The 24,317-nt window shown below is 64.7% G+C and carries 27 protein-coding genes and 1 pseudogene; 15 read left to right on the top strand and 13 right to left on the bottom strand.

The annotated features are described in order from the left end of the window. The first annotated feature begins 11 nt into the window (after positions 1–11). The 7 genes and pseudogenes from JL37_RS02190 to JL37_RS02160 all read left to right on the top strand — a co-directional run bounded on the left by JL37_RS02190 (position 12) and on the right by JL37_RS02160 (position 7,358). Positions 12–404 carry a carboxymuconolactone decarboxylase family protein gene (locus JL37_RS02190; protein ID WP_043541669.1) on the top strand — a complete coding sequence of 131 codons (393 nt, stop codon included), beginning with the start codon at positions 12–14 and terminating at the stop codon, positions 402–404. A 31-nt stretch (positions 405–435) separates the two neighbouring features. Next, positions 436–1,932 carry an aldehyde dehydrogenase family protein gene (locus JL37_RS02185; RefSeq protein WP_052096779.1) on the top strand — a complete coding sequence of 499 codons (1,497 nt, stop codon included), beginning with the start codon at positions 436–438 and terminating at the stop codon, positions 1,930–1,932. A 23-nt stretch (positions 1,933–1,955) separates the two neighbouring features. Then, complete coding sequence (locus JL37_RS02180; protein ID WP_043541666.1) at positions 1,956–2,849, top strand: NAD(P)-dependent oxidoreductase; 894 nt, start codon at positions 1,956–1,958, stop codon at positions 2,847–2,849. 18 nt (positions 2,850–2,867) lie between these two features. Next, positions 2,868–4,037, top strand: a complete 1,170-nt coding sequence (locus tag JL37_RS02175; RefSeq protein WP_052096777.1) for a M20 aminoacylase family protein — start codon at positions 2,868–2,870, stop codon at positions 4,035–4,037. A 28-nt stretch (positions 4,038–4,065) separates the two neighbouring features. Next, positions 4,066–5,040, top strand: coding sequence for a tripartite tricarboxylate transporter substrate binding protein (locus tag JL37_RS02170; protein ID WP_052096775.1), 975 nt, complete (start codon positions 4,066–4,068; stop codon positions 5,038–5,040). A gap of 159 nt (positions 5,041–5,199) precedes the next feature. Beyond that, positions 5,200–6,162 (top strand): annotated as a pseudogene (locus JL37_RS02165) (L-serine ammonia-lyase, iron-sulfur-dependent, subunit alpha). A 218-nt stretch (positions 6,163–6,380) separates the two neighbouring features. Then, the gene (locus JL37_RS02160; RefSeq protein WP_043541664.1) at positions 6,381–7,358 is read left to right on the top strand and encodes a tripartite tricarboxylate transporter substrate binding protein; all 978 of its coding nucleotides are present in this window, start codon (positions 6,381–6,383) and stop codon (positions 7,356–7,358) included. A 63-nt stretch (positions 7,359–7,421) separates the two neighbouring features. Here JL37_RS02160 and JL37_RS02155 read toward each other — a convergent pair whose 3' ends face one another. Continuing rightward, complete coding sequence (locus JL37_RS02155; protein WP_043541663.1) at positions 7,422–8,408, bottom strand: LysR family transcriptional regulator; 987 nt, start codon at positions 8,406–8,408, stop codon at positions 7,422–7,424. A gap of 158 nt (positions 8,409–8,566) precedes the next feature. Between JL37_RS02155 and JL37_RS02150 the strand changes: the two genes are divergently transcribed. The 3 genes from JL37_RS02150 (at position 8,567) to JL37_RS02140 (ending at position 11,618) form a co-directional block, all read left to right on the top strand. Next, on the top strand, positions 8,567–9,355 hold the full coding sequence (locus JL37_RS02150; protein ID WP_043541661.1) for a class II aldolase/adducin family protein: 789 nt from the start codon (positions 8,567–8,569) through the stop codon (positions 9,353–9,355). 9 nt (positions 9,356–9,364) lie between these two features. Further along, complete coding sequence (locus JL37_RS02145; protein WP_043541659.1) at positions 9,365–10,339, top strand: D-2-hydroxyacid dehydrogenase; 975 nt, start codon at positions 9,365–9,367, stop codon at positions 10,337–10,339. Positions 10,340–10,415: 76 nt separating this feature from the next. Next, positions 10,416–11,618: a pyridoxal phosphate-dependent aminotransferase gene (locus tag JL37_RS02140; RefSeq protein ID WP_043541657.1), complete on the top strand. Its 1,203-nt coding sequence runs from the start codon at positions 10,416–10,418 to the stop codon at positions 11,616–11,618. A 57-nt stretch (positions 11,619–11,675) separates the two neighbouring features. Here JL37_RS02140 and JL37_RS02135 read toward each other — a convergent pair whose 3' ends face one another. The 3 genes from JL37_RS02135 to JL37_RS02125 form a co-directional block, all read right to left on the bottom strand. Further along, entirely contained in the window at positions 11,676–11,918 is a 243-nt protein-coding gene (locus JL37_RS02135) for a CrpP-related protein (RefSeq protein WP_043541656.1), read from the bottom strand. A gap of 169 nt (positions 11,919–12,087) precedes the next feature. After that, positions 12,088–12,438, bottom strand: a complete 351-nt coding sequence (locus tag JL37_RS02130; protein WP_043541655.1) for a hypothetical protein — start codon at positions 12,436–12,438, stop codon at positions 12,088–12,090. A gap of 200 nt (positions 12,439–12,638) precedes the next feature. Continuing rightward, the gene (locus tag JL37_RS02125; RefSeq protein ID WP_231570275.1) at positions 12,639–13,160 is read right to left on the bottom strand and encodes a DUF421 domain-containing protein; all 522 of its coding nucleotides are present in this window, start codon (positions 13,158–13,160) and stop codon (positions 12,639–12,641) included. 123 nt (positions 13,161–13,283) lie between these two features. On the opposite strand from JL37_RS02125, the gene JL37_RS02120 reads away from it, so the two are divergent. The 3 genes from JL37_RS02120 (at position 13,284) to JL37_RS02110 (ending at position 15,945) form a co-directional block, all read left to right on the top strand. Next, positions 13,284–13,463 carry a hypothetical protein gene (locus tag JL37_RS02120; RefSeq protein ID WP_043541654.1) on the top strand — a complete coding sequence of 60 codons (180 nt, stop codon included), beginning with the start codon at positions 13,284–13,286 and terminating at the stop codon, positions 13,461–13,463. A 120-nt stretch (positions 13,464–13,583) separates the two neighbouring features. Continuing rightward, positions 13,584–13,982: a PRC-barrel domain-containing protein gene (locus tag JL37_RS02115; protein ID WP_043541653.1), complete on the top strand. Its 399-nt coding sequence runs from the start codon at positions 13,584–13,586 to the stop codon at positions 13,980–13,982. A 226-nt stretch (positions 13,983–14,208) separates the two neighbouring features. Then, positions 14,209–15,945: a hypothetical protein gene (locus JL37_RS02110; RefSeq protein WP_197064570.1), complete on the top strand. Its 1,737-nt coding sequence runs from the start codon at positions 14,209–14,211 to the stop codon at positions 15,943–15,945. A 7-nt stretch (positions 15,946–15,952) separates the two neighbouring features. On the opposite strand, the gene galU is transcribed toward JL37_RS02110, so the two are convergent. Beyond that, positions 15,953–16,798, bottom strand: coding sequence for a UTP--glucose-1-phosphate uridylyltransferase GalU (galU, locus tag JL37_RS02105; protein ID WP_043541651.1), 846 nt, complete (start codon positions 16,796–16,798; stop codon positions 15,953–15,955). 68 nt (positions 16,799–16,866) lie between these two features. Continuing rightward, complete coding sequence (locus tag JL37_RS02100; protein ID WP_043541805.1) at positions 16,867–17,946, bottom strand: mechanosensitive ion channel family protein; 1,080 nt, start codon at positions 17,944–17,946, stop codon at positions 16,867–16,869. Positions 17,947–18,089: 143 nt separating this feature from the next. Here JL37_RS02100 and JL37_RS30320 point away from each other — a divergent pair, with 143 nt between their 5' ends. Beyond that, complete coding sequence (locus JL37_RS30320) at positions 18,090–18,281, top strand: hypothetical protein (RefSeq protein WP_156124195.1); 192 nt, start codon at positions 18,090–18,092, stop codon at positions 18,279–18,281. 5 nt (positions 18,282–18,286) lie between these two features. On the opposite strand, the gene JL37_RS02095 is transcribed toward JL37_RS30320, so the two are convergent. From JL37_RS02095 to JL37_RS02085, 3 genes are all read right to left on the bottom strand, one after another. Continuing rightward, a complete protein-coding gene (locus JL37_RS02095; RefSeq protein WP_043541649.1) occupies positions 18,287–18,520 on the bottom strand; it encodes a hypothetical protein in 234 nt (77 codons plus the stop codon). Positions 18,521–18,566: 46 nt separating this feature from the next. Further along, positions 18,567–19,127 carry a DUF4142 domain-containing protein gene (locus JL37_RS02090; RefSeq protein WP_043541647.1) on the bottom strand — a complete coding sequence of 187 codons (561 nt, stop codon included), beginning with the start codon at positions 19,125–19,127 and terminating at the stop codon, positions 18,567–18,569. Between the two features lie 82 nt (positions 19,128–19,209). Then, on the bottom strand, positions 19,210–19,719 hold the full coding sequence (locus JL37_RS02085; protein WP_043541643.1) for a CinA family protein: 510 nt from the start codon (positions 19,717–19,719) through the stop codon (positions 19,210–19,212). Positions 19,720–19,897: 178 nt separating this feature from the next. On the opposite strand from JL37_RS02085, the gene JL37_RS02080 reads away from it, so the two are divergent. Then, positions 19,898–21,106, top strand: a complete 1,209-nt coding sequence (locus JL37_RS02080; protein WP_081954957.1) for a nitrogen regulation protein NR(II) — start codon at positions 19,898–19,900, stop codon at positions 21,104–21,106. Positions 21,107–21,113: 7 nt separating this feature from the next. On the opposite strand, the gene JL37_RS02075 is transcribed toward JL37_RS02080, so the two are convergent. From JL37_RS02075 to JL37_RS02060, 4 genes are all read right to left on the bottom strand, one after another. After that, on the bottom strand, positions 21,114–21,389 hold the full coding sequence (locus tag JL37_RS02075) for a hypothetical protein (protein WP_043541640.1): 276 nt from the start codon (positions 21,387–21,389) through the stop codon (positions 21,114–21,116). A gap of 63 nt (positions 21,390–21,452) precedes the next feature. Further along, a complete protein-coding gene (locus JL37_RS02070; protein ID WP_052096769.1) occupies positions 21,453–21,773 on the bottom strand; it encodes a BON domain-containing protein in 321 nt (106 codons plus the stop codon). Positions 21,774–21,862: 89 nt separating this feature from the next. Next, positions 21,863–23,410: an FAD-binding oxidoreductase gene (locus JL37_RS02065; protein WP_043541638.1), complete on the bottom strand. Its 1,548-nt coding sequence runs from the start codon at positions 23,408–23,410 to the stop codon at positions 21,863–21,865. Positions 23,411–23,417: 7 nt separating this feature from the next. After that, the coding region (locus JL37_RS02060) for a heterodisulfide reductase-related iron-sulfur binding cluster (RefSeq protein WP_043541637.1) at positions 23,418–24,317 on the bottom strand (900 nt) is incomplete at its 5' end.

Here is a 24,317-nt window from a genome sequence, read left to right as displayed (position 1 = left end):
AAGGACCAGCAATGAGCACCAGTGATGAACTTTTTGCCCGTGGCGAGCAAATCCGCACCGAAGTTCTCGGACCGGAGTACGTGGCTGCGTCAACCGCGAACACCGACGACTTCAGCGAGCCGATGCGCGCATTTGCGATCAGGAATCTCTGGGGCGACGTCTGGGCGCGGCCGGGGCTGGATCGTCGCGCGCGAAGCATCGTGAACCTGGCCATCCTGTCCAGTGCCAATCGCGCCGGAGAACTGAAGACCCATATCCGCGCGGCGCTGAACAACGGACTGACGCGTGAGGAAATCGGCGAGGTCTTTCTTCAGGTTGCGCTATACAGCGGCGTCCCGGCAGGCAGCGAGGCCACGCGCGTCGCCAAACTGACGTTTGCCGAGATCGATGCGGCATCGAAGTAAAGACGAACTCGGATACGGAGCCGCCCGCGCCATGCCCCAGACTGACATACCTGCTCTCTATGAATTGCTACGAACCCGTCTTGTGGGCAGCAGCAGTGAAGTCGGATCATTCATTGACGGCGCCGCGGTGGCAGGCGGCGGCCGCGAACTGCCGATTCTGTATCCCGCCGATGGGACTCTGCTACAGAACTACCGCGATGCCACTCCTGCCATAGTGCAAGAGGCGCTAGCGTCGTGCGCCCAAGGACAGCGAGATTGGGCGGCCCTGTCCGCGCAGAGGCGTGGGGAGCTGCTGCTGCAGCTGAGCACCACGATCAAGCTACATGCCGAAGACCTGGCCGTGCTGGAATCGATTTCGTCCGGCAAAGCCATTAAAGGCTGCCGCGCGCAAGTGGCGGCCGTTGCTGAGATCTTCCGCTACTACGCCGGCTGGACCGACAAATTCGGTGGCAGCGTGATTCCCTTGCCGGGCGGCCAGTTGAACTACACGTTGCGTGAACCCATCGGAGTGATTTTTCAGATCATGCCCTGGAATTCGCCGCTGTATTTGGCTGCGTGGAATGCCGCGCCGGCGCTGGCAATGGGCAATGCGGTGTTATTGAAGCCCTCGGAGCTGACGCCCCTGACGACGTTGGCGCTGGCAAGGCTTGCCATCCAGGCCGGCTTGCCTGCGGGGACGTTGAACGTAGTCGCTGGCCTGGGACAGACGGTAGGAGATCCGGCGATAGCCAATCCCATTGTGAAGAAGGTCGTCTTCGTGGGTTCGACGCAGACAGGGCGTCGCGTGAATGCCGCGGCGGCGGCCCGGCCTATCGGATGTCTGCTGGAGTTGGGCGGCAAGTCGGCGAACATCGTTTTTGAGGACGCGGATATCGATGCGGCCGCCAGGATGGCAGCAATCGCCGCGTTCTCGAACACCGGCCAGAATTGCGTCGCGGGTTCCCGCCTGTTCGTCCAACGCCCAATCTACGACGCTTTCGTTGAGCGCGTCGTTGCACAAGCCGCAGGCTACAGGATAGGGGAGCCGTTGGATGAGGATTCGGAAAGCGGTCCGATCAATAACGCCGCGCAATACCGTCGCGTGTGGGAAATGATAAGGCTGGGCCTGGACGAAGGCGCCGAACTCGCGCATGGCGCAGCGCAGGCGCCGGAGCAAAACGGTTTCCTGGTAGGCCCGACTGTATTCAAGAACGTGCGCAATGATATGCGCATCGCGCGCGAAGAAATATTCGGCCCGGTCTTGGTCGCCATACCGTTTGACGACGAGGACGACGTGATCAAGCAGGCCAACGATAGCGAATTCGGGTTGGGTGGCGCCGTCTGGACGCGCGATATCGCCCGGGCGCACCGCGTGGCTGCTGCCGTCCGCGCGGGCATCTTCTGGATCAACATGTATCGCGACATGCATGTGGCGACACCATTCGGCGGCTACGACAGTAGCGGCTACGGCAGGTCCAGCGGTGTTGAAGCCTTATACGAATACACGCAGACCAAAAGCGTCTGGGTGCCGACGGCGCACGGTGCCTAAGCCCCATTTTCATGAGCATAGTAATGAACGAAACGAAATTCATCGGCGTCATCGGCCTGGGCAATATGGGCCGTGGAATGGCTCTTTCCTTGTTGCGGGGCGGCTTTCAGGTTCTGGGCCTGGATAAAGCGCCGCAGACTGCGCAGCGGGCGGAGGCCGAAGGCGTGCCTTTGGCCAAGGGCCTGGCCGAGATCGTCGAACGCTGCGAAACCATAGTCCTGTCGCTGCCGACGTCGGCGATCGTGCGGGAGTTGCTGGTCGGGAACGGTGGTGTTCAGGGTCTGGCCAAGCGGAACCTGACGATCATCGATACGACCACAGCAGATCCGGAGGTCACCCGCGAACTGGCTGCACAGCTCAGGGAAGTGGGAATTGTGTTGCTGGACGCTCCGGTCAGCGGCGGCCCTGGCGGTGCATTGCGAGGCGAATTGACCATGTTCCTGGGCGGCAGCGAAGCTGACGTGGAAGGCGCCAAGCCGGTGCTTTCTGCCATGGGGAAGAATCTGTTTCACATCGGGGCCTCTGGCGCGGGGAACATCGCAAAGATCGTGAATAACCTGCTTACGGCGGCGCAATTGCTGACGGCGGGTGAAGCATTCCGTATGGCGGAGGCCGCCGGGGTAAAGACGGAGCAGTTGCTTGACGCCGTCAACGCGGGATCGGGCCGCAGCGGAGTAACGCTGTTCAACTATCCAAATCGCATCCTGCCCGGCACGTATAACTCGGGTTTCACGATGCAATTGATGCGCAAGGACGTCGCGCTGGCCGTCTCCCTTTACGAAAAGCTGGGCGTCGACGTGCCCGTCACCAAAGAGGTCGCTCAGATTTGGCGTGATAGTGCCGGGATGCTGGCGGACGGCGAGGATTTCAATCGCATCGTGAATTTCCAGCGAGCCGTGAGCCCCCCCACGGTGTAGGCGCGTGCATTCCGGTACATGACCATGCCTTCTCGCGCCATTACGTCGGCACTGAGCGAATTCGTCGCGTTGCGGCGCGATCTGCATCGACACCCGGAATTGGGATTTGCAGAACGCCGCACGAGCGGCATTGTCGCGGAAAAGCTGCGCGCCTTGGGATATCAGGTTGCCGAGGGAATCGCTGGGACCGGAGTCGTTGGAACCTTGTCTCGAGGGACAGGCTCGGGCCGCGTGGCGCTGCGGGCGGACATGGATGCATTGCCCATTCATGAACAAAGCGGGGTGGGCCACGCCAGTGCACATCACGGCGTCATGCATGCGTGCGGACACGACGGGCACACCGCCATGCTGTTGGCCGCGGCGCAGGAGCTTGCTCGCGACGGCCGATTCTCAGGAGCGCTGCATCTGGTATTCCAGCCGGCTGAAGAGGTCGGTGAAGACAGCGGCGCTGCGCGCATGCTCCAAGACGGGCTGTTCGAGCGATTCCCGGCCGATGCGGTGTTTGCCATGCACAACCATCCAGGCGTGGCGTCGGGCCGGTTCATGTGCCGCGCGGGCGCGTTCATGTCTGCCAGCGACAAAGTGCGCATCACGGTGCGTGGCCGGGGCGGGCACGCCGCACGGCCTCATCAGTGTGTCGATGCCAGCCTGGTGGCTGCTGCGATCGTCGTCAGCCTTCAGTCGGTTGTCGCACGAAACGTGGACCCCATGCAGGCTGCGGTGGTATCTGTCGGCAGGATGTCTGCCGGGCGTACTTATAACGTAATTCCCGACACTGCTGAGCTCGAGCTCAGCGTTCGGTCTTTGGATGCCGATGTCCGGATGCGGCTACGCGCTCGGATCGAAGGCGTCGTGCGCGCGCAAGCCGAAACATACGGTGCGGTTGCGGATATCGAGTACGTATTGGGGTATCCCGTGTTGGTCAACCAGGCGGCCGAAACCGCGCTGGCTGTCAGTGTTGCGGAAGAACTTTTCGGACAGGATGCCGTCGACGGCAATGCGCCGCCCATGATGGGCAGCGAGGACTTCGCCTATATGTTGCAGGCGCGGCCGGGTTGCCTGATGCGCATTGGAAACGGCGTTGCCAGCGCGGCGTTGCACAGCCCTCGATACGAATTCGACGATTCAAATATTGTCATCGGCGCAGCATTCTGGAAGCGCTTGGTGGAGCGTTACCTGGCGATATAGCCAGATTTCATACCTGAAGGGGAGAAGCATGCGTAGCAGTTTTCATACACTGGCCAAGCTTTTGGTGGGCGCGGCCGTCTTGTCCATGGGCGCGTCGGCGATGGCGGCCTTTCCAGAAAAGCCGGTCAAGCTCATCGTGCCATTCCCCGCGGGAGGGCTGGCCGACACCGTCGCCAGGGTGATAGCCGATCGCCTGGGCAAATCGCTCGGCCAGCCTGTGATCGTTGACTACAAGGCGGGCGCGGCCACCATCATCGGCGCGGATTTCACCGCCAAGGCGGATAGGGATGGGTACACGTTGCTGCTCGGCTCGGCAACGACGTTTGCCGTCAATCCCATCATCTATTCCAAGCTTCCCTATGACCCGCTCAAGAGTTTCGAGCCCATAGGCATAGTAGGAAGCAACGCATTGGCGCTGTTGGCCAATACCACGGTCCCGGCCAACGACGTAAAGGCGCTCGTCGACGAGATCAAATCGGATCCGGCAAAATTCTCGTACGGATCGCATGGCTCGGGTTCGACGGTGCATTTCGCAGCCGAAATGCTGTGGCACGCCGCGGGCGTAAAGGTGCTGCATATTCCCTATAAGGGAAGCGCGCCGGCAATGACCGACCTGATGGGCGGCCAAATCAATCTGACCTTTGACTCAGTTCCCGCGGCGATGGCGGCGGCGAAGGGTGGCCGGATCAAGATCTTGGCGACTACCGGCCGGCAGCGCGCGTCGTTGTTGCCTGATGTTCCTACTATCTCCGAGAGCGGCTACCCGGTGGCTCTGGAAGCCTGGTGGGCAGTGGTGGCGCCTAGCGGTATTCCTGAGCAGGCCAAGACCGTGCTCGTAAAGGCGCTGGCCGAGACCATGGCTGACAATGGTGTCCACGACAAACTTGTCGGGCTGGGCTTCGACACTAAATATGGTCAACCTGATCAGTATGCCTCCCTGATCAAGCAGGACACCGACAATCTGGCGCCTATCGCCAAAGCCAAAAATATCCGGCAAGACTAGAGCGTTCCACAGGGCCGGCTGTTGCCGGCTCTGATTTGAGAATTCTCGCGTACTGGACCGATCCCTAGCGAAGACCTTGGTGAGTGAATTTTGGCAGTCAGCGTTTTTGACATTTTCAAGGTCGGTATCGGACCGTCCAGTTCCCACACGGTGGGCCCTATGCGAGCGGCACGAATGTTTGCCACGGCTTTGGCGGCTGGATTGAATGGCGGTGAAGACCTCCGAATCCGCGTGGAGTTATATGGGTCATTGGGCGCCACCGGGAAAGGGCATGGAACCGATACCGCCGTGATTCTTGGCCTTGCGGGCAATGATCCGGAAACTGTGGATATCGAGAGCATCGAAAGCCGGATACATGTCGTGCGGACAACGAAGCGGTTACGCGTGGGGGGGCAATCGAACTGGATTTCAACCCAAGCGCGGATATCAGCTTCTTCGGGCTGAAAGCCCTGCCGCTGCACGCCAACGGCATGCGCTTTGTCGCGCAGTCGAATGGAAACGTACTGCTTGAGCGTATCTATTACTCCGTTGGTGGTGGCTTCGTTATCCGGAATGAGGACGATGGGGCAGGAAGTACCCGCAAAGAGATGGTGCCGGACGTGAGCCTTCTGCCTCTGCCGTTCAGAAGCGCCGGCGATCTGCTCATGCTGGCGCGAGAACACGATTGCTCCATCGCGGACATCATGCGGCGCAATGAAGAGTTCTGGCGTACGAAAGAAGAGGTCGGCGCGGGCTTGCGCCGTAGCGTCGATCTCGGGAGCGGAAGTGGGCTGCCAGGGAGAGGTTGGCGTTGCGTGCTCAATGGCGGCCGGCGCGCTATGCGCGGTCATGGGCGGAACCCCTGAGCAGGTGGAGAACGCCGCTGAGATCGGTATGGAGCATCACCTGGGCATGACCTGTGATCCGGTCGGAGGATTGGTGCAGATCCCGTGCATAGAACGTAATGCCGTGGCATCCGTAAAAGCCATCAACGCAGCCCGGATAGCTTTGCACGGCGACGGAAGCCACGCGGTCAGCCTGGACAAGGTAATGAAAACCATGCGCGAAACCGGTGCGGATATGTTGATCAAATACAAAGAGACGTCCCGCGGCGGCCTGGCGGTCAACATCGTCGAGTGTTGATGGCATGCCTGTTCCACCCCCGCGCCCGGAGAACATCGCCAAATCGCCGGATCCCCGGTTCGCACCGTATGGGCCTCCCAGCCGACGGCATTCGGGCATACCCCGATATATTGGCTGCACCAATTAATCGGCCGGAATTTCTCATTTGTTGTGCTGGATCCCACTCCCTATGATCGGCAGGGTTGCGTTATCCGCAATCCAAAAATCAAGGGGAAAAAATGAAGAAGTGGACATTGGCGGTTGCGGCCGTCATGGCGCTGTCGGCCATTGCATCGACGGCGCATGCGGAGGGCGTGGCCTATCCGAAAGGGCCGGTCACGCTGGTCGTGCCTTTCGCGCCCGGCGGTTCGACCGACGTGATCGGGCGGCTGCTGGCGGAACGGCTGGCCGTGGCGCTGAAGCAGCCCGTGGTCGTGGAGAATCGCTCGGGAGCGGGCGGAAACATCGGGGCGGCCCTGGTCGCCAAAGCCGCCCCGGACGGCCAGACGCTGCTTTTCGGCACCACGGGCATACTGGCCATCAACGAGTTCCTGTACAGCAACCCGGGCTACAAGGCCGACCGCGACCTGCGGCCGGTGGTCTATACCGCGTCCATCAGCAACGTGCTGATCGTGAACAAGGACCTGCCCGTGTCCAACGTGGCGGACCTGATCAAGCTGGCCAAGGCCAATCCCGGCAAGTACTCCTTCGCGTCGTCCGGCGCGGGCAGCTCCACGCATCTGTCCGGCGAGCTTTTCAAGAGCATGGCGGGCGTGGACCTCATGCATGTGCCGTACAAGGGCAGCGGCCAGGCCCTGGTGGATCTTGTGGGCGGTCAGATCAATATGATTTTCGACAACGCGCCTTCGGCGGTGCCGCTGGCACAGTCGGGCAAGGTCAAGGCGCTGGCCGTCACCAGTGCGACGCCGCTCGCCGTCCTGCCTGGAGTGCCGCCGCTCGGCGAGACCGGGTTGCGGGGCTATGAGTCCCTGTCATGGACCGGCGTCGTGGCGCCCGCGGGAACGCCGCAGCCCGTCGTGGACAAGCTCAACAAGGAAATCAACGCCATTCTTGCGGACGAGGGCGTGCGCAAGAAGCTGACGGAGCTGGGCGCGCAGGCCACGGGCGGCACACCGCAGGATTTCTCCAGGCATATCGAGGCCGAGCGCGCCAAGTGGGGCAGGCTGGTGAAGGAAGCGAAGATCGCGACGCAGTAGGCGAGGCGATCGGCGCCGCGGCGCGCGCGGGCGCTGGCGCTGGCGCCCGAACCTCCGTGGCCGTCAGCTCTGCTGCGCCTTCCGGTCCCTGCGCCCCAGCACCTTGACCCCCGCGGGCGCCGGTTTCTCATTGATTACGTCCCGCATGTATTGCAGGAACAATTCCGAACTGGCTGACAAGGACCGCAGGCGGCGCGTGATCAGGCAGACCTCGCGCGAGAGCCGCGGCGAAGTCAGTTCGCGGAATACGAATGGCCCGGGGCCGGTTCCTTTAGCAGTGGAGGGCGGCGCAATGGAGCTTGCGGCCAGGGCGGGCAGGATGGAATAGCGGCCGCCGCCCCGCAGCACCGCGTGCAGCGATGACGTGCGCGAGACCTCGTCATGCTGCTGCTCGAAGAAGCCAGGCTTGCCCGCATGCGCGCGCAGGAATGCGCCGATGCCGGTGTCCTCTGTGAAACCCACGTATTCGGCTGGATCCAGGTCGGCCCACTTCAACGGGCGCGAGCCTTGCGCGTACGGGTACGTCGAGGCGCAGATCACGCCATAGCGGTCTTCGAACAGGGGCGTGTAGACCAGCTCGTCGAAGCCATGGTGGGAGGTCGAAATCGCGAAGTCGATGTCTCCGTTGGCGATCATCTTCTCGACCAGTTCGGAGCCCGCGTCGTGCAGCGAGAACGTGATCTTCGGATACGCCTGGCGAAACGCGGCGATCGCGTCGCCCAGAAAGTAGTTGGTGACCGAGGCCACGACCGCGATCCGGACGTGGCCCTGCCGGCCCTGAGACAGCGCTTCCAGGTCGCTCAGCGCGCCGTCGAACTGGCTGAGGATGCGCTCGGCCTCGGCCTTGAAACGGGCCGCTTCAGGTGTCATTTCCACGCGGCGCGTGCTGCGGTCAAAGAGTTTCACGCCCACGGCTTCCTCGAACTGTTGGATCGTTGCTGTGAGCGAAGACTGGGTCAGGAACAGCTGCGACGCGGCCACGGTGAACGAACCTGTGTTGGCCACCGCCACGAAGCTGCGGAAATGCCGCAGCGTGATGTTGCGCTTCATTCGTCGGGCTCCGCGATCCGCAAGGCGTGAATATATTGGAAAAAACGAATAATACGCAGAAATCAACAATTTGTAGTGAAGAAAATACCGCCCTAGAATTTCCCTCAGGCAGGCGCGGCGTGCGCCGCCGTCTACCGGATGCAGGAGGGAGCGTAACGATGGGCAGTCCAGGTGTTTTACAGATCGAGTCGATGCGGAACCGGTGTTCCGCCGTGGAATGGCAGGCGCGTGTGGACCTGGCGGCGTGCTACAGGCTGGTGAACCTGTATGGCATGTCGGACATGATGGCCAATCATATTTCGGCGCGCGTTCCGGACGAAGACGGCGCCTTTCTCATCAACGCCTACGGCATGATGTACGAAGAGATCACCGCGTCCAGCCTGATCAAGGTGGACCACGCGGGCACGGTGCTGTCCAAGCCCGACTTCGGGGACCTGGGCTATGGCGTCAATAAGGCGGGCTATGTGATCCACAGCGCGATCCACGCCGCGCGCCCCGAGGTGGCCTGCGTCATCCATACGCATAGCTGGGCCTCCATGGCGGTGTCCGCGCTGGACTGCGGCCTCCTGCCCATCACTCAGACCGCCATGCGGTTCCTGAAGATCGGCTATCACGACTACCAGGGCGTGGTGCTCGACGTGGCGGAGCAGGAGTCCCTGATCGCGGACCTGGGCAGCGGCGAAGCGCTGATCCTGCGCAACCACGGCGCGTTGACGGTGGGAAACAGCGTGGGCGAAGCCTTCAACTGGATGCATCGCCTGGAGCTTGCATGTCGCTCGCAGCTTGCAGCCATGGCGGCCAATTCGCCGCTTGCGCGCGTCGCCGAACCGGTGCTGCAGGAAACCTGGAACAACTACCAGCCGGGCACGCGGCGTCCGTACGGCGTCATGGAATGGCCTGCGCTGCTGCGCAAGCTGGACCGCATGGATCCCTCTTTCCGCACCTAGGCCGCCATCATGACGACACAACAACCCCTGCGCATCCTGATATCAGACCAGACCCTGGGCCGGATCGGCGACGCCATTACGGATACGCTGGGCCGGCGCGCCTTCGAGCCCGTCATCGCTGCGCGAACGCACGGCAACGAGCCGGCGGACGTCGAGCTGGCCTTCATTTCGCGCGATGTGACCGGGCTGTCGACCAAGCACCGCGTGCTCGAACCGCTGGAGTCCTTTTACGTCTCGCTGCGCAGATCTCCGCGCCTGGCCTGGGTGCACGCCCATTCGGCGGGCGCGGACCGGCCGATCTTCGGCGAACTGAAGGACCGCGGCGTGCGCGTGACAACCTCGTCCGGCGCCAACGGGCAAGTGGTCGCCCAGACCGCGCTGGCCGGCATTCTTGCGCTGGCGCGCGAGCTCCCCCGGATGTTCGAGGCGCAGCGCGCCCGGACATGGACGCCGCTGATCGGCGGCCTGCTGCCGCGCGACCTGGCGGGGCAGACCGCCGTGATCGTTGGGTGGGGGCCCATCGGCCAACAGCTGGCCGGCTATCTGCGGATGCTGGGCTTGAATGTCATCGCCGTGCGCAGCGCGGCCGCGCCAGCGTCGGAGGGGGTGGAGACCTACGCCTTCGAGGAGTTGGAGAAGATCGCGTGCCGCGCGGACTGGCTGGTGCTGGCCTGCCCGCTCAGCGACCGCACGCGCGGCCTGGTGGACGCCCGCGTGCTGGCGCGCATGGCGCCGCACGCCAGGCTGGTCAACGTTGCGCGCGGAGAGGTCGCCGTCGAACGGGACCTGATCGACGCGCTGCGCGCCCAGGCGCTGGCCGGCGCCTATCTGGACGTCTTCCAGCATGAACCGCTGGACGGAGAATCGCCGCTGTGGAGCCTGCCGAACGTCATCGTCACCCCGCATTCCGCGGGCCATTCGGACGGCAACGAGGCCCGCGTGGACCGCATATTCCTGGATTACCTGCGCGAATGGCGGCAGTGATCCCCGTCTTGGAGCTGGGCGCGCAGGCGTCCGGCCGTGTACGACCGCAACCCGACATCTCTCTTTAGGAACCCGCATGCTCCAGACTGCCGCGCGCATCCAGCGCATCAAACCCTCGCCCAGCTCCATGGCGGGCCAGCGCGCGCGCGAACTGCGCGCCACCGGCCGCGACATCGTGGCGCTGACGGCCGGCGAACCCGATTTCGATACGCCCGACAACGTCACGCAGGCCGTGGTGCGCGCCATGGCGCAGTCCCGCACCAAATACACCGACGTGGGCGGCACGCCCGAACTGAAGGCGGCCATCCGCGAGAAATTCCGTCGCGACAACGGCCTGGACTACAAGGCCGGCGAGATCATCGTGGGCAACGGCGGCAAGCAGATCATTTTCAACGCGCTGCTGTCTACCGTCGAAGAGGGCGACGAGGTGATCGTGCCCACGCCGTACTGGGTGTCCTATCCCGACATCGTCCTGCTCGCGGGCGGCACGCCGGTGTTCGTCGCCTGCCCGCCGGCGCAAGGTTTCAAGCTGCAGCCCGCCGACCTGGAAAAGGCCATCACGCCCCGCACCCGCTGGCTGATACTGAACGGTCCCAACAATCCCAGCGGCGCGGCCTACACGCGGGAAGAGCTGAAGGCGCTGGCCGAAGTGCTGCGGCGCCATCCGCACGTCTGGCTGATGACGGACGATATCTACGAACACATCCTGTACGACGGCCGGCAGTTCGCCACCATGGCGCAGGTGGAACCGGAACTCAAGGCCCGCACGCTCACCATCAACGGCGTTTCCAAGGCTTACGCGATGACCGGCTGGCGGATCGGTTACGGCGCTGCTCCAGAGGCGCTGATCAAGGCGATGACGAAGCTGCAGTCGCAGAGCACGTCCAATCCCTCGTCGATCAGCCAGGCCGCAGCGCAGGAGGCCTTGTCGGGGCCGCAGGAGTTCATGGCCGACCGCACCCGGATCTTCCAGGAACGCCGCGACATGATCGTCGGCAGCCTGAACCGGATCGAGGGCATCTCCTGCCACGTGCCCGAAGGCGCGTTTTATGTGTTTCCGTCTTGCGAAGGCTTGCTCGGCAGGAAGACGCCGGCGGGGCAGGTGCTGAAGAACGACGAGGATTTCATCATGTACCTGCTGGACGAAGAGAACCTGGCGGTGCTTCAGGGCGCGGCATATGGCGTGTCGCCCTTCTTCCGGATCTCGTACGCGGCGTCGATGGACCAACTGGAGGAGGGCTGCGCGCGGATAAAGAGGGCGTGCGCGAAGCTGGCGTGACGCAGGGACGGCGCGGCGCCAATGAAAAGCGCCCCATAAGGGGCGCCGGGCGCATGTTCAATTGCGACGCCGTTCCAGCGCGCGCGGTGCGAATCTGACTTCTTTGCCGGGCGGCGGCTTCCAGGATTTTGTCTCCGCGAGCCATCCAGCCTCCCAGGCTTCCACCTTCTCCCTCCACTTCACGATCGGTTCGCCCGTGTGGCCTGGCATGTTGGCGGCGCGATAGTAGGGGCAATCCCACAAGGTCAATCCTTCGCGGGCAGCTTGGGCGCCCTGCTTTTGGATGTCGTCGCGTTGCATTGCAATACCCTCCAAAAGAAGAAGATGATGGGAGGGCAGTATTGCGTACGGCGAGGATGCTTGCAATAGTGTTGCAGTACTACTTGAATTAGTGCGGACACGCCGAACGGCGGCAGGCCAGGGCCGCCCCGGGGCGGCCCCGACCAGCTTCTTCCCGGTTCTCCGGAAACTACTTCGAGCCGCCTGTATTCGGGTATCCGGGCGGCGGCATGGCGCCGCTGCCCGGCGTGCTCGGCACGTTGTCGTTGGCCTCGCGATGGTGGCCCGGCTTGTCCTTGGAATGCCCGCCCGATTTCATCTGGTCGCGCTTATCCAGATTGGGCGGATTGGTCGGTGTGTTGGGCGTCGCGTTTGGCGCGGGCGCCTTCTGGCCCGGCGGCACGGGCTGGTTGGGTGGAACGGCAGTGCTGTCGTTCGGCGTATTGGACGGTGAGGTCGGAGTCGCGGACTGCGCGAACGCCGCGCCCGAGGCCAGTCCGGCCGACAGGGCCAGCACAGAGGTGAGGGTTCGAATCTTCATAAGTACGCTCCAGCGAAGGGGTGGTCGGACCTGGAAAACCGCAAGCGCCATGCCCGTCTGCCGCTAGGCCGTCCGCCGTAGGCGCGTGCATGGCCAGAAGAAGCCAGGCGGCGCCCAGGCTGGCATACATCGGGAAAAAGTACCGGCAAGTGGAATATTTGCGCGGGCTGGCCTTCAGGGCCTGTTCACACTAGCAAGCCCTAGCCGGAAGGGCCCTCGTCTTCCAGCGTAGAGGCTCCATTTCCGAGCGCGCCGGACGCGCGTATCACGCTGAATTCGCCGGTCGATTCCAGGTAGGCCCGTTCGACTTCCGCGAGGTTGGACACGCCTTTCAGCCTCAGCTGCTCCATCAATTCGCTGCGTGTGATGTGTTCGCGCTTGAGGCCCCCCGCCAGTACGCGGCCCGACCGCACCAGACAGACGCGTTGCGGTTCGAGCAGGCGCCGCAAAGGTGGGAGGTAATAGCCCAGCCTGTCCAGCAGATAGCTCCAGCCGACGATGGTCGCAACGACGATCATTCCGTCGCCCATGGAGTAGGAGTCGCCCGACATGGCATTGCCGGCGGCGTCGGCCACCAGGACGAGCACCAGCATGTCGGCCATTCCCAGGGATCCCAGGTCGCGCCTTCCGGATATTCGCAACAGTGCGTAAAGCACCCAGTACATGGTCGTGCCGCGGATGACCATCTCCCCGTAGCCTGCCTGGAGTTCGAAGATTTCCATGAATTTGTCCATGCCGGCGACAAGCAAACGGCGTGCCGCAGACCATGGCCGACTGGCGCAGCTGCCTGGCGGGCATGCGGTTTGCTGGGAGGGTTCGTTACCGCTCAACGGAGGATTGCAGCCATGAAACCCAAAGACAGCAAACCCAATCCAGCCGCCGACGATACCGCGCGTGAAACGCAGGCCAGCCATCGCGATGAGCAGCATCGAACGAAGAAGGAGGGCCACGTCAGCCAGATCGGCACCGGACAAGATCAGCAGAGCCAGCGCAATCGGGGGGCAGGCGCGCGCAGCAAGAGCTGAAGCCGCATGGGAACGAAGCTTGCGGAAGCTGGCGGGTTCGAAATGCGTGACAAAGGCGGCTGTGATGCATAGCCGTAATCGAAGTTCAACGTGGGGATAGGCCCTGCACAGGAGAGACGCATGGAGCATCAAACCAATATCGTCGGCGGACCCAAATCCTCGGCCACGGGCCCGGGTCCCGAAATCATGGCGGCGGACACCCTGGAGGGGAACGACGTCTACAACGCGGCGGGAGAAGAGCTGGGGTCCATCAAGGACATCATGATCGATGTGCCAAGGGGCGTCGTTGCCTACGCGGTGCTGTCGCGTGGCGGTCTTCTCGGCATGGGAGACAAGCTTTTCGCCATCCCGTGGGCGGCCCTGACGCTCGACACGGATCGCAAATGCTTCATTCTGAACGTCGATAAGGAAGTCCTGAAGAACGCGCCCGGCTTCGACAAGGACGACTGGCCCAGGATGGCGGATGAAACGTGGGCGCTCAGCCTGCATAAGTACTACGACCAGGACCCTTACTGGTAGGGCTGGACGGACGAGGCCGGAGGCGGGCGGTTGCGCCCGCCTCCAGCTTTCAATTCTCCCCCGGCGGAGCAACGTGACGCCGGGCGTCTTCGTGGCCGCAGCAGCGCCGTTCGCCGCGACTTCCCCTTTCCCTTCCACGCCGGTCGGCCGGCCATTGTCGATGCACGGACATCTCCAATTCGATTTCTCTTCGACGGCGCGTGCCCGCAAGCCCGCAGGAAAGGGCGTGTCCAGGCGCGCCCCGCTGCGGTTGGCCAGCCCGCAGCCGTCGCTGAATGGCTTCTCCTTTGACGTAAACGCATCGCTTGCCGCCCGGGTCCGCGCGCGTCTGGCGCAGGCGCAGAAAGATGCGTGGATGGACCGGCTGTGGGCTCGCGACGCGACGCTGTGGACCGGCGCGGACGAGAATCGGTGGCTCGGCTGGCTGCAGCCCTGCGCGGAGCCGGGGGCACTTCACCGCATGACGGCAGTTTGCCGCCGCCTGTGCGTCGCCGGATTCTCCGACGCCGTCCTGCTGGGCATGGGCGGCGCCAGCCTGGGGGCGGAGGTGCTGGCCCACACTTTGGGCACGGCCGGAGCGGGGCTGCGCCTGCACGTGCTGGACTCCACCGACGCGGCGCAGGTGCTGGCCCAGCGGTCCGCCGTGGACCTGACCAGATGTCTTTTCATCGTGGCAAGCAAGTCTGGATCGACGCTGGAATCGCACATGCTGGCCTCCTATTTCCACGGAGAGCTGGCGCGAAGACTAGGGCGGCAGGAGGCGGGAAAGCGGTTCGTGGCCATTACCGATCCCGGGTCTTCCATGCACGTCCGCGCGCGGGAAGAGGGGTATGCCGCGGTGTTCGAAGGCGAGCCATCGGTGGGCGGGCGGAACTCCGTGCTAACGCCGTTCGGCATGGTCGCGCTGACGCTGCTGGGCCACGACCCTGCCGCGTTCCTGCGCGGCACGCGCCCCATGTTGCGGGCTTGCGCGGCGAGCGCCCCGGCGGTGGCCAACCCCGGCCTGGTCCTGGGGGCGTTGCTGGGCGAGGCCGCGCTGGACGGTCGCGATAAGCTCACCATCCTGGCTCATCCCGAACTGGAGCACTTGGGCTGTTGGCTGGAGCAACTGCTGGCCGAATCCACGGGCAAGAATGGGCGAGGCATCATTCCGGTCGATCACGAACCGGTCGGACGCCCTGCGGACTATCGGCGCGACCGCGTGTTCGCCTATCTGGCGAAAAACGACGCGCCATGCGCGGAGCTGGAGGCCAGCGTCCGGCGGCTGTCGAACGCAGGCTTCCCCGTGTTGCGCTGCGACCTGCCCTCGGCTTCGCTGCTGGGCCAGGAATTTTTCCGCTGGGAGATGGCCACCGCCGTTGCGGCCGCGATCCTGCACGTCAATCCGTTCAACCAGCCAGATGTGGAGGCAAGCAAGATCCGCGCGCGTACCCTGGCGGCGCGCCAGGAGGCGGGGAGCAAGCCCATCGACGACGCGCCCCTGCTGGTCGAGGGCGCATTGGCCTTTCATGGTGAATCCCGGGGCACGGCATCGGCCATGCAGCTCCTGGCCGCGTTTTTCAAGGCGGCGGGCGCCGGCGGCTATGCCGCGTTGCTTGCCTATGTCGCGCGCGACGCGGCTCACGAGCGGTGGTTGGCGTCGATGCGGCGCCGGCTGAGGCAAGCGACGGGGCTGGCGACGATGGGCGGCTTCGGCCCGCGGTACCTGCACTCCAGCGGACAGTTGCATAAGGGCGGCCCGGAGGGCGGGCGATTCCTGTTCGTCACGGCGGACGCGCCATTCGATCTGGATGCGCCCGGGCAGGGGATAGGGTTTGCCGCCACGCAGCGCGCGCAGGCGCTCGGCGATATGGAAGAACTGATTGCGCGGGGCCGGCCCTGCCTGCGCGTCCACATCTCCGGGCCGCTGGCGCCCGGCCTCGCGCAATTGGCCGGGCTGCTGAGGACGGCATTGGCGCAGTAGCGGACGGCTAGGCCTCCAATCCGCCGAGGCCGTGATACTTCCGGCCGATTTCCATCGTGGCCTGGTAGAAGCCGGCCTTGCTGCCGCAGTCGTACCGGATTCCCTCGTACTCGTATCCGAAGACCTTGCGCTCTTTCAGCAGCGCAGCGATGGCGTCCGTCAGCTGGATTTCGCCGCCGACCCCGGGCGGGGTCTCGCGCAGGCAGTCGAAGATGCGCGGGTCCAGGATGTACCGGCCGACGACGGCCATGTCCGAAGGCGCATCTTCCGGGGCCGGCTTTTCCACCATGCCGTCCAGCCTCAGGATGCCGCGGGCTTGCGGAGATCCCGACACGATGCCGTACTGGCGGGCATTGGCAAGCGGAATCTTCTGCAGCGCGAGCACGCTTCCGCCGAACTCCTGCGCTACTTTCGCCATCTCGCCGATGACGGGGGCGGGGGCGTCGATCATGTCGTCCGCGAGCAGCACGGCGAACGGCTCGTTGCCGACGATAGGCGCTGCGCACAGCACGGCGTGGCCCAGGCCCAGCGCGGCCGGCTGGCGCGTGTAGACGCAGTTGACGTGGGCTGGGAGAACGTTGCGGACGGTTTCGAGCAGCGCCACCTTGTTCTTGGCTTCCAGGTCCTGCTCGAGTTCGGGGACTCTGTCGAAATGGTCTTCTATCGCGCGTTTGTTCCGGCCTGTGACGAACACGAGTTCCGTGAATCCGGCGGCGACGGCCTCTTCGACGGCATATTGAATGAGCGGCTTGTCGACCACGGGCAGCATTTCCTTGGGCATGGCCTTGGTTGCTGGAAGAAAACGGGTGCCCAGCCCGGCCACCGGGAAGACGGCAATGCGGATGCGCTTCATTTGAACCCCTTGGTCTGTCAGGTAGCGGCCTATCGCAAATACCGTGCCCGGACGCGGAAGGGCCGGGTTTATGCTGTGGCGTCCTCGCGCCGGCGGGACGGATGCAGGTGCACGATGCGTTCGGGCAGGGCCAGCGCGATTCCCGCCGCCTCCAGTTCGCGCATGATGCCGAAGTTGATCTCCTGCTGGATGTCCATGTAGCGGTTGTAGTCTGCCGTCATGACGTAGTAGACGGCTTCGTATTCCAGCGCGTTGTCGCCGAAGCGGGCCAGATGGGCGCGGTCGTAGCGGGTATCGGACTGGCGTTCGATCTGGGCGCGTATGATCCCGGGCACCGATGCGGCGCGGTCCACGCCAGTCATGTACGTGATGCGCACGGTGAAAATGATGCGCCGCTGCTGCATGCGTTTGTAATTCTGGATCGTCTGCTTGAGCAGTTCGGTGTTTGAGCAGACGATCTGCTCGCCGCCCAGGCTGCGGATGCGGGTGGTCTTCAGGCCCACGTGTTCGATGCTGCCCGCCACCTGGCCGAATACGATGAAATCGCCCGCTTCGAAAGGCTTGTCCAATCCGATGGAGATCGAGGCGAAAAGATCGCTCAGGATGGTCTGCACGGCCAGTGCGACGGCAACGCCGCCTATCCCCAGGCTGGCCACCAGCGCCGTGATATTCACCCCCAGGTTGTCCAGCATCGCCAGCAGGGCGACGATGGATACGATAGCGCGCAGCAGGAAGCGGAACAGGGTGGCCGTGACCGTGCTGACGCGTCCGCGCGATGCAAAGGCGTGATCCAGGCCGACGTCCACGGCGCGGTCGAGCCACAAGGCGAGCTGCAAGGCGACCAGCACGAACCAGAGATGTTGCGCATTCTGGCTGCTCCATGGCAGCGGCGCCCGCATGATCTCCGCGCCGATTAGGATGGACAGGATCAGAAGTACGGCTCGATTGGTACGCCGCAGCACGTCGGCGGTGGCTTGCGCCAACGGATGCTCCGATGCCGCGGCGCGCCGCTGCAGGCGGGACCGGATCAGCTGCAATGCGGCTGTCATCGCGAAGAATAGGATCACTCCCGCCGTGAGGGCCAGCGCCCATTGCATGACGGGGTGGCCCCCGAACAGGGGAGAGCCGGCGGGCCAATCTGAGATCATGTTGCCTCCGGGGCGGAAATCCGGCCAGGCCAGCAAATGGTGTGCCGGCCATCTCGGGCGGGCGGGGCGGACGGAGCCTCGGGCATGGGACTTGCTCAAGGCTGCGCAGGCTTGCCTTTCCTGCCTCTACCGGGAGAATCGTCATGGAAAAATCGAATATCGGCGCGACAACGGGGCCTGCTGCTGGAATAAGCGAGGGTGAACGCAGGGCGCAACGTACGCTCGCCGCGGCGCAGCGGCTGTTGAATCCGGAGTCCGGCCCGGAAATGTCGTCGGTCGAGGTCGAGCTGACCCGGTACGTGAAGCAGGCATACCGCCGACGCTCCTACGGCTGAATGCGTCAGGAGGAGCGGTCCTCCCACACGCTATTGCTCCGGTATTGCTCGGCGCGGGCCAGTGTGCGGTAGAAGTCCGCGCCGACGCGTATCAGCCGCTCCATATCTTTCTGGTCGAGCCTGGACTGGAGCGCCGCCAGGCATTCCGCATAGTTGGACAGCACTTCCGGCCAATCGGTAAAGCTCCGGTCGATCGCCGGGGTGGCAATCATTTGCGCCAATAGGTCCTCACGATCCATATGCGTGTTCCGCCGGCAGATGCCTCGGTGGTTCCTGCGTATGCGCCTACTTCTTCGCGGCGTTTGCACGCGCCGCCAGCGCTTGCGCCGCGTCCAGATGCTGCTGGAGGACGGGCAGGGTCTGTATGGCGAATTGCTTCACGTCGGGGTCCTTGACATCGTTGGAGGCCTTGCCGAAAAGCTCGACCGCGTCCTTGTGCGCCGATACGCCGATTTCATCGATGTATGCCTTGTCGAAGCTGTTGTCCCGCAGCCCCAGGGCCTTCAGCTTTGCCTGCTGGACGAGGGATGGCTCCTTGGGAGCTTCGTATCCTTTGCTCTGCGCAAGCGTGGCCAATTGCTGCCCCGCTTTTTCATGGTCTTCGATGATTTTCTGCGCATACGCCTTCACGTCGGGGTCCCGCGCTTTTTCCAGGGCGAGCTTGCTTCCCGCGATCTCCATGTTTCCGGCCTGCGCCGCGTTTTCCAGGAAGTCGCGATCGGCGCTGTCCAGCTTCGCCTCGGCGGGCATCGGGGCGGCCGGCGGCGCGGTTTGTGCTTGCGCGCCATGGCCCGCGGCCAACGCGAGCGCGGCAAGCAGGGTGGCAGTCAGGTGTTGGGTTTTCATGGGTACCTCCAGGAAGGCGCGTGGCGCCGTTGGCTAAGGGAGTAAGCCATTGTCAGCAATCGTTGTTCCCGCGCCACCCCGCCTAGCGGCGGCCTGGCGCCTGCCGCAGTTCGGCGAAATATTCGGTCAGGCGGACAAGGGCATATCGAGCGCTGGCTTCCCGGATGCCGTTGCGGCTGCCGGAAAAGCGCCTTGTTTCTGAATAGACCGCGGGCGCGGCGTCGGCGCCGCCGGATTTGAACACCCAGGCAAAGCACTGGGTTCCCGCGGGGATATCGCTGTCTATCGAGTCCGTCACGCCCGTGTTCGAGATGGCCACGAGCGCCGGGCTTTTTTGCGAGGCGCCCAAGGCCATTTCCCGAGCCACCGCCTCGCTGGTCAGGTTGTGCCGCGCAAGGGTCCGCGCTGAGACGCCCAGGCACCGGCATTTCGCTTCCGGCGAATAGACGACGAAGGCGCAGTCCAGCAGCGCCCCTGCGCCGGGCACGTCGGCCAGGGTGGCGGCGATCAGCCCCGCCGTGCAGGATTCGGCGGTTACCAGCGTCAGGGTATGTTCATGCATGAAGGCGGCTACGCGCTCGATGGCGTTCATGGGAAATCGGGATGGGGGCGGTATGCCTGAGAGTGGAGCAAGCGCCGTGCCCGCACGGGCGGCGTTGCCGGGTTCACACGCTGCTGATGTGTCCCTGATATGCCAGGAAAGAGAGGCTTTCATTCGGCCGATGGCTACTACATAATTCCCGTGACCCATGCCGCCTCGGAGGACTGACATGCCTGGATCCGCGCCTGCCGACACCGCCTTTCGCGTAGCTGGCGAAGACCGGTACCGCCTGCTGGTGGAGGCGGTGATGGACTACGCAATCTATCTGCTCGACGCCGAAGGCCACGTGAGCAGCTGGAACAAGGGCGCCGAGCGTTTCAAGGGATATTCGGCCCAGGAGATCATGGGCGCGCATTTCTCGCGCTTCTATACCGACGAGGACCGGGCCGCCGGCGTGCCGCAGATGGCGCTGGAGACCGCCCGCCGCGAAGGCCGCTTCGAGGCCGAGGGCTGGCGGGTGCGCAAGGGCGGCGAAAAGTTCTGGTGCAGCGTCGTGATCGATGCGATCAGGAACGACACGGGAGAGGTGATCGGTTTCGCGAAAATCACGCGGGACATCACCGACAGGAAGAAGGCGCAGGACGAGGTCCAGGCCGCCCGCGATGCGCTCCAGCACGCGCAGAAAATGGAGGCGTTGGGGCGGCTTACGGGCGGCGTCGCGCATGATTTCAATAACTTCCTGACAACCATCCGTTTCGCGGCCGACATGCTGCGGCGGCCGGGCCTGGAGGAAGAGAAGCGCCTGCATCTGGCCGGCACGATAGCCGAAACCGCCGAGCGGGCGGGCCACTTGACGGCGCAACTGCTGGCCTATGCAAGGCGCCAGCCCTTGCGGCCCAGGTGCTTTGACGTACAGGCATCGATCGAGGGCATGCGCGAGATCTTCGCGGCGACGATGGGGGCGTCCATTGCGATCGAGTATCGCTATGAAGAGGGGCCCCTGTACGTATGCGCCGATCCCCATCAACTGGAAACGGCGCTGCTCAATATCGCGGTCAATGCGCGCGACGCCATGCCGGACGGCGGCCGTTTCACCATCTCGCTGCGGCGCGAGCGCGGGGCCGGCATGGCTGACGGGGGCACGGACGGCCAGCGCGGGAACGTCGAGATCGAATTGCGGGATACGGGCTGCGGGATGGAGCCCGAGGTCCTGGTCAAGGCGTTCGAACCGTTCTTCACGACCAAGCCCCTGAACCAAGGCACCGGCCTGGGGTTGAGCCAGGTGTTCGGCTTCGTGAAACAGTCGGCCGGGGACGTGCGCGCAAGCAGCGTCATCGGGCAGGGGACGATCTTGACGCTGACCCTGCCGGAGAGCGCGTCGGACGGCGAGTTGGTGACCGACGACTCAGCTCTGGTCCTGAAGCCCGCGCCGGCCTGAGCGCGGCCTAGCCTCCGTTGCGCGCCGGGTCGGGCGGCCTGCGCGAGACGCCGGCCTGCTCCGCGTCGGCGACGTGGTCCGTATCGACGTCGGCGCCTTCGCGGCCGCGGTCTCGCGGGTTGGCGCTTTCGCGGTCGCCGGTTCCTTGTGCATCGCTATCGGTATGCACCAGGTCCCTGGGCAAGTCGCTGGCGGAATCGGACGAGTCGCTGGGGCCCAGGTCCGGGCGGCCGGACTCGTCGATCCTGGGATCGGGGAGGGATGAGGCGGGGGTACGCGGCATGAGGGATCTCCGTAATGACGGGATTGCATCAGCAAGCCGCGTGCCCCGATTGCCCCCGCTGTGCTACTGCGGGTTGCGTATCTGGATGTTGTTGCGGATCTCTTTGACGCCGGCCACGCCCCGGGCGGCGCCAACGGCGGACGCCGCGCTGTCTTCGTTGTCGGCGAAGCCGCTGAGTTGGACCACGCCCTGGTAGGTTTCCACCTGAATGGTGTTGGACCTCAGGTTAGGCGTTTTCAGCAACGCCTCGCGCACGCGTGCCGTGGTGGAGACGTCGTCGGTGTATTGGCCGGTGCTGCGATGCCCATCCTGGGCCGCGCAGCCCGCCAGCGCCAGGCTCAGCATCGCAGCGCCCAGGGCTTGGAGAATGGAGGGTCTAGCCATGAACTATGCTCCTTTTCGAAGGACGGCCGGGATGGCCACCTTCGTCTGGCGAAGCAACTTGCATGCCTGAGGCCGGCGGGCCGGGGCCGTCAGCCGTTGCGGGCCGGCTCCAGTTCGATCCCGTACTTGCCCGGGGCGATGACGCCATTCGGATCCAGGGCGGCCTTGATCGACGCGCAGGCCCGCACGAACTCGGGCATGCGCTGCGCCTGGTGGAAGGCGTGGTACATCGTCGGCGCGCGGCCCACGAAAATACCGCGCTTGGCGAACAGTTCGCCCAGCGCCCGGTAGCAGGCGTCCGCCCGGGCGGTTTCGGCGGCGTCCTCGCGGTTGTAGATGATGGCGTGGATGCTGCGCGCGAATCTCGCGCCGCAGACGTTCGACAACAGGTACTCCAGCCCGTGCTCCTGGCAGATGCGGCGCGCCTGCGCCTGCAGGGCATTGACGGTCTCGCCGATCACGGGAGACCCCGCCGACAGCCAGATGGCGCCGCCGCCGGGCCGCCAGCCCAGCATTTTCAGTTCGCTGTCCGTCGGCACGCCGGTATTGGAATTGATGGCGATATGCAGCGGGCCGATGTCCTCCGCTTCTTCCATCGGAATCTGCCGCCCCTTGCCCGAGGCCAGGAAATGCTGGGCGATCCGGTCGATCTGCGGCTGGACCGCGGCGCGGTTGGCGCCGTACACCGCGCCGGATACGGTCCATGACCCCAGCCCATAGTGCCGCCGCAAGGCGGCCCGGCCTTCATCGGACAGAGCGCGGGCCCCGCCGCTGGCTGCGTACTCCGGATTGGTCGCGGCCGAAGACAGCAGGTAGAGGTCGTTGGTGGCCCGGATCAGGGTGGGCACGAAATTGCTCAGTTTCAGGGGGCGGATCCGTTCGACGATTTCGCCCAGGTCTTCATCGTCGGGAAAAGTGAAGAAAAAGGGTTCGATATGGGGCGGGCGCGGCATCAGCCACATGCCTACGCGCGTGACGATGCCGAAATTCGATTGCGAGAACAGGCCGTCCAGCGTGGGGCCGAAGCTGTATTTGGATACGTGCCAGTTGGGATGGGAGTCGCCGGCCAGGCTGCCGTCGCCCGTGCGGATCACGTCGCCGTTGCCCAGCACGATTTCCATGCCGCAGCTCATGCCGAAGTGATCGGCATAGGCTCCGCTGCCGCCGCCCTTGTCCAGCGCGTTCGCCAGGATGCTGCCTTGCGACGGGCCGGCAGTCGGCGAGATCATCAGCTTGCTTTCCCGGCGTTGCAGTTCGTCGTGCATGGCGCGGAAGCTCACCCCGGGCTCGAGCACGCAGTACCCCAGTTTTTCGTTCACTTCCAGGATGCGGTTCATGCGCCTGCCCAGATCCACGACCACCTGGCCTGGACGGATGGGCGAGCGCGTGCCCAGGCCGATGTTCTGGCCGTTGCTGATGGGATAGAGCTGGACGCGGAACTGGTTGGCCAGGCGCACCAGCGTCTGCACCGCCGCGGTCGAATCCGGATACGCGACCGCGCCGGGCCGCACGTCCGGGCCGGGCAGGGTGTGTTCGCCGTAGCGGCCCAGCACGTCGTCACCGAGCGTGATGGATTCTGCGCCAAGTTCGGCCGCCGCCGCGTTGGCGAAATCTACGATAGGGTCATTGGTAGGCATTCGTCGTTCACCACAGAAGATCGCCGCTGCCGGCGGTTGTCGGAACCGGCGTGGCCGCCGGAGTCTGGTCATCGGCCGCCGCCGGGGGCGGCGCGGGCCGGAATCCTTCCAGGCCGCGCGGGGGAGGGCCGCCCGTGGCCCAGTCCAGCAGCTGGACCGTGTGCGCCACGGGGATGGGCGTGAAGCGCGATATCTGCACCAGGCATCCCATGTTGCCCGCCGCGATCACGTCCGGCTGGCCGGCCGCGGCATGGGCGGCCTTGCGCTGACCCAGCCGGTCGGCGATGGCCGGCTCGAGGATGTTGTAGGTGCCCGCCGAGCCGCAGCACAGGTGCGATTCCGCGATGTCGCGCACGTCCAGGCCCAGCGCTCCCATTGCGCGGCGCGGCGGCCGTTCCAGTTTCAAGCCGTGCTTTAGGGAACAGGAATCGTGGTACGAGACGGCCAGGCCTTGCGCCGCGCCGCTGGCGGCCAGCGGCAGGCCTGCCGCGATCTGCGTGATGTCTGCCGTGGCTTCGACGACGCGGCGCACCTGCGAGCTCAGGTCGGGGCGGTCGGATAGCAATTCCTCATAGCGCTTGATGACCGAGCCGCAGCCGGAAGTGGTGCTGACGATCGCATCGATGCGGCCGTCCTCCAGCGCCGTCGCCCAGCTGCGGACCGCCTGTTCCATGTGTTTGACGGCGGCCTGGCGGCGGCCCATGTGCAGTTCGAGCGCGCCGCAGCATTGCACGCCGGGCACCGATACGACAGCCACGCCCGCGCGTGTCAGCAGGCGTTCGGCCGAGGCGTTGATCTCGGCGCCCAGCACCGATTGGGCGCATCCATCCAGCAGCGCCACGCGCCGCGTCGCGTTGGCGGGCGGCGCGGGGGCGGGTTCGCCGCGCGGCGCCAGCGCGGCGAGGCC

The sequence above is a fragment of the Achromobacter sp. RTa genome, assembly GCF_000757485.1.
Lineage (GTDB): Bacteria > Pseudomonadota > Gammaproteobacteria > Burkholderiales > Burkholderiaceae_B > Achromobacter.
This window is presented reverse-complemented; position numbering and strand designations above follow the sequence as displayed.